We start from the raw sequence: 14,088 nt of genomic DNA, 5'->3' as shown, positions 1-14,088 counted from the left end.
ATGGTGACCCCTACGGGAATCGAACCCGTGTTTCAGCCGTGAAAGGGCCGCGTCCTAACCGCTAGACGAAGGGGCCACATGCGCGGCACTTTATGCAGATTGCAGATGCAATAACGCCACCGATGGTGACCCCTACGGGAATCGAACCCGTGTTTCAGCCGTGAAAGGGCCGCGTCCTAACCGCTAGACGAAGGGGCCAGTCCCGTTACCGGGTCGGTGGCGTGGCGGCGCACTTAGGCGGGAGGGAAAAAACCGTCAACCCTCAATCGGGCGATTTGCAATCAATCGGCGAACGCAGCATCTTCCAAATGCAGTTCCGCCTGGGGACGGCTGCCCCAGTCGTCGATCTTTACGCGGCCCGCCAGCCATAGCCTCCGCCCGCGCGAGGCATGGAGCAGAGCCTGACCCATATCGCTCTCCGCTGAGCGAAAGGCGATGCCCTTGAAGCTCTTGCCGTCGTCACCGCTGGCGATCAGGCGGACGTGGTCCGTCCCGACGATGTCGCATTTTACCAGCCGCACCGGGCCGACAGCCACGCGCGGCCCCGGCCAGCCCACGCCATAGGGGCCGCCGCCGTCCAGCGCCTCGACCAGTTCAGGGGTGAGTCCGCCTGGGGCTACAGCGAGGTCGAGCAGCATTTCGCTATTCTCGCCCGCACGGGACACTGCGCCTGCTAGATGGTCGTCGAGCCAGTCGGCAAAGGCATCGAGCTTGTCTTCCAGAACAGTCAGTCCTGCTGCCATGGCGTGGCCGCCGCCCTTGACAAGCAGACCTTCTTCGCGCGCCCTGATAATGGCCGCACCCAGATCCACCCCGGAAATCGAACGCCCCGATCCCTTGCCTTCACCATTTTCTTTGTCGAGCGCGATAACCAGCGAAGGTTTGCCGGTCTTTTCCTTGATCCGTCCGGCGACGATCCCGATGACGCCCGGATGCCATCCGCGTGCGGCCAGCACGTGCACGGCACGATTATGCTGGCCGGCGAGTTGTTCCTCCGCTGCCTGTTGCACTTCGGCCTCGATCGCGCGTCGTTCGTCATTGAGGGCCGAAAGCTGTGCGGCGATGCTTCGCGCTTCCTCCGGGTCCATTGCAGTCAGCAAGCGTACGCCCAGCGTGGATTCTCCCACACGGCCGCCCGCATTGATGCGTGGACCGAGCGCGAATCCGAGATCGGAACAGACCGGCGCGCGTTTCAGCCGGCTCGCGTCGATCAGTGCGGACATGCCGATATTGTCGCGCCGTGCCATAACCTTCAACCCCTGCGCCACGAACGCCCGATTCAGGCCATGAAGCGCCGCGACATCGGCCACTGTGCCCAGCGCGACGACATCGAGCAGGGCGAACAGATCTGGTTCCTTGCGATCCTCGAAAAAGCCTTGGGCGCGAAGTGTACGCACCAGCGCAATCGCCAGTAGGAAGGCCACGCCGACCGCCGCCAGATGGCCGTGCGCCGCCGCAAGGTCGTTCTCGTCCAGGCGGTTAGGATTCACCAGCGCGGCTGCGCGCGGCAGATCGGGAGAACATTTGTGATGATCGACCACGATCACATCGACGCCAGCATCGCTCGCCATGGCCAGAGCTTCATGCGCCATCGCCCCGCAGTCGACCGTAACGATCAGGCTCGAACCGGCTTCGGCGAGCTTGACCAGCGCTTCGCCCGAAGGACCATATCCTTCGAGCAGGCGGTCGGGAATGTAGTAGCCCGCTTCCACGCCCAGATCGCGCAACAGGCGGATCAGCAGGGCGGAACTGGTGGCACCGTCGACATCGTAGTCGCCGTAGATCGTGATCCGCTCGCCGCTCAGTACAGCTTGGGCGATACGATCCGCTGCGATGTCCATGTCGTTGAATTCGGACGGATCGGGCAGAAAATCCCTAAGCGTCGGCGAAAGATGCCGTTGCAAGTCCTCCGCCGCTACCCCGCGCGCGAGCAGGATTTGACGAACGATTGCTTCGCCATCGGCCAGATAGCCTTGGCCAAGATCCATATTTCCTCCGCGCCAGCGCCAAGCTCGACCGGTGAGGGATCGCGAAACGCCGAAAACCTGGGGAAGGGCAGTGGAAGCCATGCTTGCCTCCTACCTTGAGAGCCCTGCGCGCAGCAAGCGCACCCACGTTGACAATCGACAGCTTGAGGACGAGGCCTAAGGTATGAACGACAGGTATCTGCTGATCGTCTGGCACAGCCGGACCGGGAGCTGCGAGGCTCTGGCCCAAGCTGCTTTCGACGGTGGCGGCTCCCACGCGCGGCTCATGCGGGCAAAGGATGTTGGGCCGGACCATTTGCTCGAAGCTTCCGGATATCTCTTTGCCTGCCCCGAGAACCTCGCCAGCATGAGCGGCGAGATGAAGGAAATGTTCGATCGCTGTTATTATCCGGTGCTCGGCCAGATCGAAGGACGGCCCTACGCGACGATGATCGCCGCGGGCTCCGATGGCGAGGGGGCGCAAAAACAGATCGACCGGATTGCCAAGGGATGGAGGCTCAGGCGCGTCGCAGAGCAGATGATCGTCGGTACGCACGCGCAAACCAAAGAAGAAATCATCGCGCCGAAAACCATTGACGCCAAACATCTTTCGCAAGCTCGCGACCTTGGGCGCGGTCTCGGCGAAGGCATTGCCGAGGGTATCTTGTGACGAGCTTTCGGAAAACCTCTAGCACGCAGTCCTATCCGCAAGCGCCTTCTTGGCGGCGACATATTCGCTCTCGAAGCGGGCCACCATATCTTCGACCGGACCGACCTTCTTGACCGTGCCGATGCCCTGTCCCGAACCCCAGATATCCTTCCAAGCCTTGGCTTTGGTATTGCCGCCGCTGCCGAAGTTCATCTTGCTGGGATCGCTGGTCGGTAGGTTTTCCGGGTCAAGTCCTGCATTCTCGATGCTCGAGCGCAGGTAGTTGCCATGAACTCCTGTAAACAGGTTCGAATAGACGATCCCGTCCGCGCTGCCTTCCACGATGCCCTGTTTGTAGCCATCGACCGCATTGGCTTCATCGGTCGCAATCCAGGGCGAGCCTATATACGCGAAGTCCGCCCCCAGCGCCTGCGCTGCAAGGATGGAGCGCCCGTGCGCGATCGAGCCGGATAGTGCCACCATACCATCGAACCATTCGCGGATTTCCTGCATCAGGGCGAAGGGACTCAGCGTCCCAGCGTGTCCGCCAGCGCCAGCCGCAACCGGGATAAGACCATCTGCACCCTTTTCGATGGCCTTGCGCGCAAAGCGGTTGTTAATCACGTCGTGCATGGTGATGCCGCCCCAGCCGCGCACGGCGTTGAATATCTCCTCCCGTGCGCCGAGGGAGGTGATGACCAGCGGGACCTGCCATTTGGCGCAGGTCGCCATGTCGGCCTCAATCCGGTCGTTCGAGCGGTGGACGATCTGGTTGACCGCGAAAGGCGCAGCCGGGCAGTCCGGATGGTCGCGGTTATGCGTGGCCAGTTCTTCGGTAATCCGGTGGAGCCATTCGTCGAGCTCGCTCTGCGGGCGCGCATTCAACGCCGGGAAGCTGCCGACAATTCCCGCCTTGCACTGGGCGATGACCAGTTCCGGCCCAGAAACGATGAACAGCGGCGAGCCGATCACGGGGATGCGCAGCTTATCGAAGGGGGCGGGCAGAGTCATGGTGTAGCGGCTCCTCAAGTAATGTCGAGGCAGGGCGTATGGCGCCCGGCGGGGCTTGTCGAGAGTGACGTTACGTAAACGTCAAGCGTTGGGCAGAACGTGCTCAATCCCGTAAATCCGCGCTGCCGTTCCGGAAAACAGTGCGCGCTTCTCGGCAGCCGAATGGCTGCGGGCCAGCCGCTTGAAGGCGTTCCACAGGACATCGTAGCTCGCGCCCCAGCGGTCCACAGGATAGTTCGATTCGAACATGGCGCGATCCGCGCCGAAAGCTTCGATGCAGGTCTCGATATAGGGCCGCCACAGCGCGGCGAGGTGTTCGGCCCCGTGTCCACTCATCGGGCCATCCTCGGGCAAACCGCAGAATGCCATGGCTAGGCCGCCGAGCTTGACCGAGACATTGGGGCACTCTGCCAGAGTATGGATCGAGCGCCGCCACCTGTCGAAGTTCTCGTGCAGCTTGCCCTTGTAACTGGCGATCCCGAGCGGGGTGCCGCAATGGTCTAGAATGATCGTCTGCTCCGGAAATGCCTTCGCGAGGTGGATCACATCGCCCAATTGCGGTTCGAGCAGCCAGGCATCGAAGGTCAGGCCGTATTCGGCATAGGCAGCGAAGCCTGCACGGAAGGCGTCGGAAGTGTAAAGTCCTTCGGGAGCATGGAAAGGAGGCCCCAGGACGTCCGGATCGGCATCCCAGGCGGCGGCATGGCGGATGCCCCGGAAGCGGCCATTGCCAGCCGCCTGTAGTGCTTCGATCACCGGCTTTACTGCATCGCCGAGTGTGAGGTCCGCATGTCCGACGATGCCTGCGCAGGGGCGATAGTCGCCATATAGCCCACTAGCGCCCTGCGCCGCGACGCCGCCCACGAACTCTACTTCGCCGACACTCTTTAGCGCTTCGCCCCGGCTGGGATCATAGAACGCACCGCATTCCATGAAGACGGTGCCGACGATATTATGGCCGCCGCCCAACCCGCCACGTGTGTCCTGCTGCAATTCGTCGAAAGTGTAATAGGCCGCCCCTGCGATAGCTTCGAGAAAGGGGTGGCGCGGCTCTGGGAAGGCAGGAAGCAGAGGGCGCAGGTCCCAAAGGTGATGATGCGGATCTATGATAGGAAGATCGGGATCGATGATTTCTTCGCTCATGGCTGAGCCCCCTTAGACCTAGGTAATCTGGGGTCTTTGGAACATGTCACCGTGAAAAAATCCACTGATAATGCGGGAGGACCTGGAGTTGCTTCTTGTATCGCCTTTGACCTGTCCACCCAGGGACTTAAAATTTTCGGTCGGAGGACGACGACGGGTTATCCGCTTTCCGGCGCATGTCCGCCCTGTGAGATCAGCAAGCGACGGACCTGTGCCTTGTCGACCCCATCGGTTTGGGTGTTGACCGAGACGAAAATTTTCCCACGTTTGATTTCGCGTTCGTAGAGAGTGGCAGCGACCCCGTCGACATCATGGTCGGTCAGCATCTTGGCAATCGCTCCTCCTGTCGCGCCGATGACGCTACTGACCGCAGCGACCGGCGCAATCGAAGAGCTTGCAATCGCGCCTGCTACCGCGACTGGCCCAAAACCGGGTATCATCAGGATACCGACTCCGAGCATGGCTCCGGCCACCCCGGCACCGGTAATTGCGCCCGCTACGCTTCCCGGACTGTATCCTGTCGCGCGCTCATACTTTTCTTCGAGATATTCGCTGGCCCGCCAGAGCATGGAAATGGATTCATCCGGCACTCCTTCTACGCTGAGGATCGCAACAGCGCGATTGGCCGCATCGGAATGGTCGAAGACGGCTGTGACCAGATGTTCGCGTTCGCGGTTCAATTCATTCCGCGCATTCTGGAAGGCCTTTGAAAAGCGATCCCGTTCACGCTCGTTGCGGAAGCTGGCCCGCAAACCGGCAGAGTCATGAAGTTTCTGGACACTGGCTGTCTGGACTTTGGCAAACAGCGTACGCAGCAGCATCTCGATCGTGGTGCGGCGCAGCTTCTGGTTGGTGCCGCGATTGATCCATTCCAACCGGGAAGGTCGCGGGTGCGTTTCATCCAGATAATACAATGCGGGCAGTTCCTCTGCCTTGACCACATATGCGTGCGCGGTACCCCCAGTCTCGCCCATGCCCGCAAGGTTAACTCAAAAGCAACGAAACGCAAAAGAGCTTTTTCGGACCGTTTCAGACCGGGAAACACATATGGGTTGTAGAGCCCGGCAGAACCGCGCTTCGATAATGGATTCGTCCGAGCCGGGATCCTATTTTTCGACAGCCGAGTTGGCCGCGCCGACTACGGCGCGTACACTGGCGGTCGCGATGTCTTCGTCGATCCCTACACCCCATATGGTTGCTCCCTGCGGAGTGCGGCACTCAAGATAGGCCGCTGCGCGGCTATCCCTACCGGTGCTCAGTGCGTGTTCGGTATAGTCGACGATCTCGAGACTGAGGCCAAAGGATTCCTCGATGGTGGAAAGAACTGATGAGATGAGGCCGTTTCCGCGGCCTGCGACGGACTGCTCTCGTCCTTCGACCGCGATAGTTCCGCTGAACAGGCGAGTCCCGTCGGTGGCACGGCGCTCTTCGTAATCGACCAACTGGAAATGTTTGTTGTCGGTCTGGACATGATAAGCCTGTTTGAATGCCTCCCAGATATCGATTGCGCCGAGTTCCCGGCCTAGTTCGTCCGCCATATGCTGGACGTGCGGGCTGAAATCCGCCTGCATCTTTTTGGGGAGCTTGAGCCCTTGGGTTTGTTCGAGCACCCAAGCGAAGCCGCCTTTGCCGGACTGCGAGTTGACGCGAATAACCGCCTCGTAGCTGCGGCCGAGATCGGCCGGATCGATGGGGAGGTAGGGCACGCGCCAGTGCGGGTCGTTCTGGACCTCGTGCGCAGAGAAGCCCTTCTTGATCGCGTCCTGGTGGCTGCCCGAGAAGGCGGTGTAGACCAACTCGCCGCCATAGGGATGGCGCTGGTGGACAGGGATCTGGTTGCAATATTCGACCGTCTCGATGACGCGGTCGATGTCGGAGAAGTCGAGGCCCGGATCGATGCCCTGCGTGTACATGTTGAGCGCTATGGTCACGAGGCAGCAATTGCCGGTACGTTCACCATTTCCGAACAGGCACCCTTCCACCCGGTCGGCACCGGCCATCAGTGCCAGTTCGGCTGCAGCCACACCGGTCCCGCGATCGTTGTGCGTGTGCAGGCTTATGACCGCGCTTTCGCGATTGGGCAGGTTGCGGATGAAATATTCGACCTGGTCGGCGTAGATATTGGGTGTCGCCGCCTCGACAGTAGCGGGCAGGTTGAGGATGATCGGGTGCTCGGGTGTGGGCGCGAGTACTTCCATCACCGCTTCGCAGACCTCGAGGCTGAAATCGAGCTCGGCGGTGGAGAAGGTCTCCGGGCTGTACTGAAAATGCCAGTCGGTACCGGGCTGCTTGCCCGCCTCGTCACGCATGACCTTGGCGCCGTGAACCGCGATATCGCGCACCTGCTCCTTGCTCATACCGAAGACGACTTCGCGCCAGGCGGGGCTGACCGCGTTATAGAGATGGACGATCGCCGCACGCGCGCCGGTGAGACTCGCGAAGCTGGTACGAATCAGGTCCTCCCGGCTCTGGGTAAGGACCTGCACTATCACGTCTTCGGGTATGCGACCTGAATGCACGAGACCGGAAATGAAATCGAACTCGGTCGCGCCCGCGCTGGGGAAGCCGACCTCGATCTCCTTCACACCGATTTCGACAAGTAGATCGAAGAAACGGTTCTTCTTGTGCGCGTCCATCGGATCGACAATTGCTTGATTGCCGTCACGAAGATCGGTGCTGAGCCAACGGGGTGGGGCGGTGATGGTGCGTGTGGGCCACTGCCGGTCGGTCAGCGGGACCTGGGGGAAAGGCGAGTATTTGACGCTCGGATCGCGGAGCATGGTCATTTCAGGAGTACTCGTATCGGGTGACTGCTACAGGTTCGACGGCCCTTGGGTGCGCGGCGCACCCGGATGGCACGCCAATTTCACGCCCAAGGGCGGATAAGTCGCAGAATTAGTCCGATACGGGTCATGCCATGCTGCATTGCGCAATCTTGCCGCCAGTTCAAGCGGCAGTTTGCGAAATCATCTTTTCCTTAGCCTGTCGAGGTTCAATTGTTGCACACCGGTCACGCCCATCAGGCGCATGCCGCGCTCGATTTCCTCTCTGAGGATCTGCAGCGCCCGCTCGACGCCTTCCTGCCCTGCTGCGGCCAGGGCATAGAGATAGAGACGCCCGCCCGAGGCCGCCGTCGCGCCCTGGCATAGGCTTTTCAGGACATGCGTACCGCGCCGCACGCCGCCGTCGAGAATAATCTCGATCTCGCCGCCGACTTCGTCGAAGATTTCCGCAAGCTGGTCGATAGGTGCGCGGCTGCCATCCAGCTGCCTTCCGCCATGGTTGGAAATCCATATCGCATCCGCGCCGATCTGGACTGCGCGGCGTGCGTCGGCTGCGCTCATCACGCCCTTGAGCGCGAAGGTCCCGCCCCACTCGCGCCTTATGCTCGCGGCGGTGTTCCAATCCAGCGCGGTATCGAGCATGGTGTTGAAATAGTCCTGGATGCTTACCGCCTTGCCTGTTCCCTCACTGACGTATCCGTCGAGGTTTGGGAGGCGGAATTTCGGCCCGAGAACATAATCCAGGGTCCAGCGTGGCCGGGTGGCATAGCTCCATAGGGATGAGGGGGAGAGGCGTGGCGGTGTGGTAAAACCCGATCGCAGGCACCGTTCGCGCTTGCCGGAAACTATGGTGTCCACGGTAAGCACGAGGGCATCGAATCCGGCGACCTTGCAACGATCAATCATCGACGCGTTGAGCCCCCTGTCCTTATGAACATACAGCTGGAACAGCTTCGGCGCGCCCGTGAGAGCGGCGATTTCCTCGATCGAATGCGTCGCAAGGCTGGAGATTCCGAACCAGACGCCGAATTTCTCCGCCACCTTCGCAACCGCCCGCTCTCCATCACGGTGGAAGGCGCGTTGCAATGCGGCCGGGCTGAGGACCAGCGGCAATTCGCTGCGGCGCCCCATGATCGTGCAACTCGTGTCGATGTTTTCAACACCCGCCAGTACATCGGGCACGAGGTCAACATCGTCGAAAGCAGACGTGTTTCTGGCCTTCGTTATCTCGTCATCCGCTGCGCCGTCGATATAGTCGAACACCGGCCAAGGCAGGCGCGCCTTTGCAAGTCGGCGGAAATCTTCGATGTTATGACAGTCGGAAAGCTTCACTCCGATTTCGTGACGTAACCCTCGCGGGCTTGCAAGTCATCGAAAGTATATGTGAGAGCAATCCTTTCTTCCTGTGCATCGTCATAACGGGGATCCTGCTTCAGGCAGCCTTCGCCGCATAGCTGGGTGACCGCTTCGTTCTTCCATCCGACATGCCAGATGCGTCCGCCTGGGGTGGCAATGAAACCTTCGATCCGCGCATCGATATCGTTGGCCAGATCCTCGACCGAGGGCATTTCGGAATCGAAATCGGCATCATAGCCCCCGTGCGTGTGGAAGCTGGCGACGACATGGCTGCCTAGCGGGACGCCCCAGTCGAGGTCGCATGTGGCGCTCTCTCCTTCGTAGATTTTCGAAGTCTGGAGATTGCCACGTTCGTCTTCGAAGATGACGCCGCAATATTCCTGGTTGTTGGCGATCGATCTCTCTTGAAGGCTAGCCAGCGTAGAGCGGGCGTAACGGTAGAGTTCGTCGGTGCTGGACACGCGCTCATAAGCGGGCGGTCGCTCACGAGTAAGCTGGTTGAACAGGATAATCGTGAAGGCGAGAGCGCAGACAGTGTAAAGGATTCTGGTCGTAGATGGCTCCCCCATGGGCGTATTCATGGGGGAGCATAGATCAGTTGTCGACCGGGAAATACATCTGGAAACTGTCGTCCAGTCTGCGTTTTCCTATCGCTACTGTCGCTCGAAAGCTGCGCTGATTTCCAAATCGACCATGCTGCCCACCATGGGCGCGGCGTAGTTTACGCCCCAATCCGTGCGATCAATGGTTGTTCGTGCATGAAAGCCGACTGTCTGCGCTTCGCTCATAGGATTTTGACCGGCACCGGTGAATTCCACCAGCATCGTGACCGGCCCGGTGCTACCGTTCATGGTCAATTGTCCCGAAGCAATGGCGGTCGTTTCGCTGGTGCGGCGGACCGAAGTCGAAACGAAACGCGCCGGTTCGGGATTTGCGCCGAAGAAATCGGGCTCTGCGCCATCAGCCCCCGGACGCAGCAAATGGTCTTTTAGGCCTTCACTCGGAATGGCCACGCTGGTGATCGGCACGGTGATGTCGAACTGCGTGGCCTCGATGTCGGCGGGGTCCAGCGTCATCGTGCCTTCGATGTCGCCGAACAGGCCGAAATAGTCGTTGAAGCCGAAATGACTGACCTGCCAGCTTACCAGCGTATGCGCGGGATCGAGGGCATAATTCCCCGCCTCTACACGGCTGACATCGACTGCACCGGGAATTTGCGGCTGCTCCTGTGCAGAGATGGAGGTGATCGCCAGCGTTCCACTGGCAGCAAGGGCAAGGGCCAATATCGACTTGTTCACGCGTAGTCTCCCGTTGGTATCTGCCTGTCGAAAGCAATTAAGCCGCGGGCTTCCTACCACGGGGGGCGAAAATTGTGATGAAACTGACCGATTTTCCTATCCCCAGTCGTCAATTCCGGTCCTTGTCGACCAGCTTGTTGGCACCGATCCATGGCATCATGGCACGGAGCTGTGCACCAGTCCGTTCGATTGGATGCGCAGCAGCGGCCTTGCGGCTGGCCTTGAGTTCGGGCTGACCGGCTTGGTTGTCGAGCACGAAATCCTTCACGAACCGACCCGACTGGATGTCCTTCAGGACACGCTTCATCTCGGCCTTGGTCTCGTCGGTGATGATGCGCGGACCAGTTTTGATATCGCCGTATTCGGCGGTGTTCGAGATCGAATAGCGCATGTTGGCGATGCCGCCTTCATAGAGCAGGTCGACGATCAGCTTGGTTTCGTGGAGACACTCGAAATAGGCCATCTCGGGCGCGTATCCGGCCTCGACTAGCGTCTCGAATCCGGCCTGGATGAGATGCGTTATCCCGCCGCACAGCACCGCTTGTTCGCCGAAGAGATCGGTTTCGCATTCTTCCTTGAAGTCGGTCTCGATGATGCCCGAACGGCCGCCGCCGACTGCGCTGGCGTAGGAAAGGGCAAGCTGTTTGGCGAAGCCGTTGCCCCCCGATTGGCTCGATTCCTGATGGACGGCGATGAGGCAGGGCACGCCGCCGCCCTTGATGTATTCGCCGCGTACCGTGTGGCCGGGGCCTTTTGGGGCGATCATGATGACGTCGACATCGGCGGGCGGATCGATCAGCCCGAAATGGATATTGAGACCGTGCGCGAAGGCAAGAGCGGTGCCGGGGCGCATCTTGCCCGAAATCTCGTTTGCATAGATGGCGGCCTGGTGCTCGTCGGGTGCCAGGATCATGAGGACGTCCGCCCATTCGGCTGCCTCGGCAACGGTCTTCACGGTGAAGCCCGCACCTTCGGCTTTCTTCGCCGTGGCGGAGCCTTCGCGCAGCGCGATGACAACTTCGCCGACCCCGCTGTCGCGCAGGTTCTGGGCATGGGCATGGCCCTGGCTGCCATAACCGACAATGGCGACCTTCTTGTCCTTGATCAGCTGCTGGTCGCAATCGGCATCGTAATAGACTTGCATACTCACCTCACTCGTCATCCCGTGAAAGCCGGGATGGGTGCGTTCTGTTGCACCCTAATTGAAAGCGATCCCAGCTTTTGCTGGGATGACGTTGATTTCATTCGGCACTCGGCCCGCGCATCATTCCCACAATCCCCGAACGGCCAACCTCCACAAGGCCGAGCTCGCGCATCAGGGCGATGAAACTGTCCACCTTGTCGGGTGAACCGGTAAGCTCGAACACGAAGCTCTGGGTGGTGGTGTCGACGACACTGGCGCGGAACAGTTCGGCAATACGCAGCGCCTCGACGCGCGCTTCGCCCTTACCGGCTACCTTCACCAGCGCCAGCTCGCGCTCGACATGCGCGCCGCTTTCGGTGAGGTCGATCACCCTGTGTACCGGCACCAGCCGTTCCAGCTGGGCGCGGATCTGGTCGATCACCGGTTCCGGCCCGCGTGTCACCACGGTGATACGGCTGATTGCATGGTCTTCCGAGATATCCGCCACGGTCAGGCTGTCGATATTGTAGCCGCGTGCAGTGAAGAGACCGGATATCTTCGCAAGGATACCTGCCTCGTTATCGACGATCACGTTGAGAACGTGCCGCTCGCTGGCTTGCTGCGCGATCTTCATTATCCGCGATCCTGCCATACAGGCGCAAACATACGGCCCTTGCCGTCATATTCGGTGATGAACTGACGGCCGCGACGCACGGCTTCGAAATTCTCGGTCTGGCGGCTGAGGTCGAGGCCCTCGTCGATCAGCAGCCAGCTGCCGTCATCCTGTTCCTGCGCAACATCGACGCCGAGGAAACGCTGGCCCGTCTCTTCGATCCAGTCGAGCAGTTGTTCGGCATTCTCGCGCGTATACCAGTTGCGACGCTGGGCCTTGGCGGCGAGTGCCGCAGGGAGTTCTTTCGAGATAACCATTACACGAGTGCCTTCGCTTCGTCGTCCATCGTGCCGCCCACCTGATCGCCGTAGAGCAGCATGTCGGTGTGTGCCGCGCCGCTGGGGATCATCGGGAAGCAATTTGCCTCCTTCGCCACCTGGCAATCGACCATCACCGGCCCATCATGCGCGAGCATGGCCTCGATTCCAGCGTCGAGCTGGCTTTCATCCTCGATGCGGATGCCTTTCCAGTCATAGGCTTCGGCCAGCTTCACGAAATCGGGGAGGCTATCAGAATAGGAATTCGAATAGCGACTTTCATAGGTCAGTTCCTGCCACTGGCGGACCATGCCCATGTATTCGTTGTTGAGGATGAATACCTTGACCGGCAGGCGGAACTGGCTCGCGGTGCCCAGTTCCTGGATATTCATCTGGATGCTCGCCTCGCCCGCGATATCGATGACGAGGCTGTCGGGATTGCCCAGCTGCGCGCCGATTGCGGCGGGCAGGCCATAGCCCATCGTGCCGAGCCCCCCGCTGGTGAGCCACTTGTTAGGCCCTGTGAAACCGAAATACTGCGCCGCCCACATCTGGTGCTGGCCGACCTCCGTAGTAATGATCGGATCGCGATCCTTCGTCAGCGCGAAGAGGCGTTCGATGCTCTTCTGCGGCATGATCATGTCGCTGCGTTCCGGATAGGCAAGGCAATCGCGTGCCTTCCAACCAAGGATGCGAGCCTTCCATTCGCTTAGGTTGCGCGGTTTCCGGCCACCCCACGCCTCGAGCAACTGTTCAAGCACGTGGCTGCAATCGCCTACTATGCCAAGGTCGACGGGGACAATCTTGTTGATGCTCGCACGGTCAATATCGATGTGGATCTTCCTGGCATCCGGCGCGAAAGCATCGAGGCGGCCGGTCACACGATCATCGAAGCGCGCGCCCACTGCTATGATTAGATCGGCCCGGTTCATCGCCATATTGGCTTCATAGGTGCCGTGCATTCCGAGCATGCCGAGCCAATCGGGATGGTCTGCCGGGAATGCGCCGAGGCCCATAAGGGTGCTGGTCACCGGAGCGCCGGTCGCATGCTGAAGCTTGCGGAGTGTCTGGGATGCCTGCAGGCCTGCATTGATGACGCCGCCGCCGGTATAGAAAACGGGGCGCTCCGCCGCAGCAAGCATTTCCACCGCTTCGGCAATTTCATCCGCCGCGCCGACCATACGCGGCTGGTAGCGATGCGAGGGCAGGGGCGCTTCGTCTTGCTCGCTCCAAGAGGCGAGCGCGATCTGGACGTCCTTGGGAATGTCCACCACCACCGGGCCGGGGCGACCAGTCGTGGCAATGCGGAAGGCTTCCTCGATAGTCGCGCGCAGGCGCTCCGGGTCTTTCACAAGGTAATTGTGCTTGGAACAATGGCGGGTGAGGCCGACCGTGTCGGCCTCCTGGAAGGCATCGGTCCCGATCAGCGCGGTTGGAACCTGGCCGGTGATCACCACCATGGGGATGGAATCCATGTAGGCATCGGCAATGCCGGTCACTGCATTGGTCGCTCCGGGGCCGGAGGTGACCAGAACCACGCCGGGCTTCCCGGTTGAACGCGCATAGCCCTCCGCCGCATGGGCTGCGCCAGCCTCGTGGCGGACGAGGATGTGGCGGATATCGTTGTCGGCGAAGAGTTCGTCATAGATCGGTAGCACCGCGCCGCCGGGATAGCCGAAAACGAATTCGACCCCCTGCCGCTTGAGACATTCGATCAATATGGCGGCGCCGCTGCGCTCTTCCGACACGTATTCCTCCGTTTTCAGTCACAAATCGGCCCGGCGCTGGGGTCGTAGCGCCGGGCCGACTGGATCTTCCGTATGAGAAA

The 14,088-nt window shown here is 60.7% G+C and carries 13 protein-coding genes and 2 tRNA genes; 1 reads left to right on the top strand and 14 read right to left on the bottom strand.

The window, feature by feature from the left end; translation table 11 throughout:
• Nucleotide 1: 1 nt before the first annotated feature.
• The 3 genes from K3180_RS10285 to recJ form a co-directional block, all read right to left on the bottom strand.
• Nucleotides 2-76 (bottom strand) — tRNA-Glu (locus tag K3180_RS10285).
• Nucleotides 77-123: 47 nt separating this feature from the next.
• Nucleotides 124-198 (bottom strand) — tRNA-Glu (locus K3180_RS10280).
• A gap of 83 nt (nt 199-281) precedes the next feature.
• Nucleotides 282-2,069, bottom strand: a complete 1,788-nt coding sequence (gene recJ, locus K3180_RS10275) for a single-stranded-DNA-specific exonuclease RecJ (RefSeq protein ID WP_221540566.1) — start codon at nt 2,067-2,069, stop codon at nt 282-284.
• A gap of 82 nt (nt 2,070-2,151) precedes the next feature.
• On the opposite strand from recJ, the gene K3180_RS10270 reads away from it, so the two are divergent.
• On the top strand, nt 2,152-2,637 hold the full coding sequence (locus tag K3180_RS10270; RefSeq protein ID WP_221540565.1) for a flavodoxin family protein: 486 nt from the start codon (nt 2,152-2,154) through the stop codon (nt 2,635-2,637).
• Between the two features lie 18 nt (nt 2,638-2,655).
• Here K3180_RS10270 and K3180_RS10265 read toward each other — a convergent pair whose 3' ends face one another.
• From K3180_RS10265 to ilvB, 11 genes are all read right to left on the bottom strand, one after another.
• The gene (locus K3180_RS10265) at nt 2,656-3,627 is read right to left on the bottom strand and encodes an NAD(P)H-dependent flavin oxidoreductase (RefSeq protein ID WP_221540563.1); all 972 of its coding nucleotides are present in this window, start codon (nt 3,625-3,627) and stop codon (nt 2,656-2,658) included.
• 81 nt (nt 3,628-3,708) lie between these two features.
• Complete coding sequence (locus K3180_RS10260; protein ID WP_221540561.1) at nt 3,709-4,770, bottom strand: amidohydrolase family protein; 1,062 nt, start codon at nt 4,768-4,770, stop codon at nt 3,709-3,711.
• A gap of 158 nt (nt 4,771-4,928) precedes the next feature.
• A complete protein-coding gene (locus tag K3180_RS10255; RefSeq protein WP_221540560.1) occupies nt 4,929-5,744 on the bottom strand; it encodes a hypothetical protein in 816 nt (271 codons plus the stop codon).
• Nucleotides 5,745-5,876: 132 nt separating this feature from the next.
• Entirely contained in the window at nt 5,877-7,556 is a 1,680-nt protein-coding gene (leuA, locus tag K3180_RS10250; RefSeq protein ID WP_221540558.1) for a 2-isopropylmalate synthase, read from the bottom strand.
• 180 nt (nt 7,557-7,736) lie between these two features.
• A complete protein-coding gene (locus tag K3180_RS10245) occupies nt 7,737-8,885 on the bottom strand; it encodes an alpha-hydroxy acid oxidase (protein WP_221540556.1) in 1,149 nt (382 codons plus the stop codon).
• Nucleotides 8,882-9,490 (bottom strand): DUF4329 domain-containing protein, encoded by a 609-nt coding sequence (locus K3180_RS10240; RefSeq protein WP_221540554.1) that lies wholly within the window; start codon nt 9,488-9,490, stop codon nt 8,882-8,884. The genes K3180_RS10245 and K3180_RS10240 overlap by 4 nt, the downstream gene beginning before the upstream one ends.
• 72 nt (nt 9,491-9,562) lie before the next feature.
• Nucleotides 9,563-10,207 carry a YceI family protein gene (locus K3180_RS10235; protein ID WP_221540552.1) on the bottom strand — a complete coding sequence of 215 codons (645 nt, stop codon included), beginning with the start codon at nt 10,205-10,207 and terminating at the stop codon, nt 9,563-9,565.
• A 109-nt stretch (nt 10,208-10,316) separates the two neighbouring features.
• The gene (gene ilvC, locus K3180_RS10230; RefSeq protein ID WP_221540590.1) at nt 10,317-11,351 is read right to left on the bottom strand and encodes a ketol-acid reductoisomerase; all 1,035 of its coding nucleotides are present in this window, start codon (nt 11,349-11,351) and stop codon (nt 10,317-10,319) included.
• 97 nt (nt 11,352-11,448) lie between these two features.
• Nucleotides 11,449-11,964: an acetolactate synthase small subunit gene (ilvN, locus tag K3180_RS10225; protein ID WP_221540550.1), complete on the bottom strand. Its 516-nt coding sequence runs from the start codon at nt 11,962-11,964 to the stop codon at nt 11,449-11,451.
• On the bottom strand, nt 11,964-12,260 hold the full coding sequence (locus K3180_RS10220) for a hypothetical protein (RefSeq protein ID WP_221540548.1): 297 nt from the start codon (nt 12,258-12,260) through the stop codon (nt 11,964-11,966). The genes ilvN and K3180_RS10220 overlap by 1 nt, the downstream gene beginning before the upstream one ends.
• Complete coding sequence (gene ilvB, locus K3180_RS10215) at nt 12,260-14,008, bottom strand: biosynthetic-type acetolactate synthase large subunit (RefSeq protein WP_221540546.1); 1,749 nt, start codon at nt 14,006-14,008, stop codon at nt 12,260-12,262. Before ilvB ends, K3180_RS10220 begins: the two co-directional genes overlap by 1 nt.
• Nucleotides 14,009-14,088 lie beyond the last annotated feature (80 nt).

The organism is Qipengyuania huizhouensis, assembly GCF_019711635.1.
GTDB lineage: Bacteria > Pseudomonadota > Alphaproteobacteria > Sphingomonadales > Sphingomonadaceae > Qipengyuania > Qipengyuania huizhouensis.
This window is presented reverse-complemented; position numbering and strand designations above follow the sequence as displayed.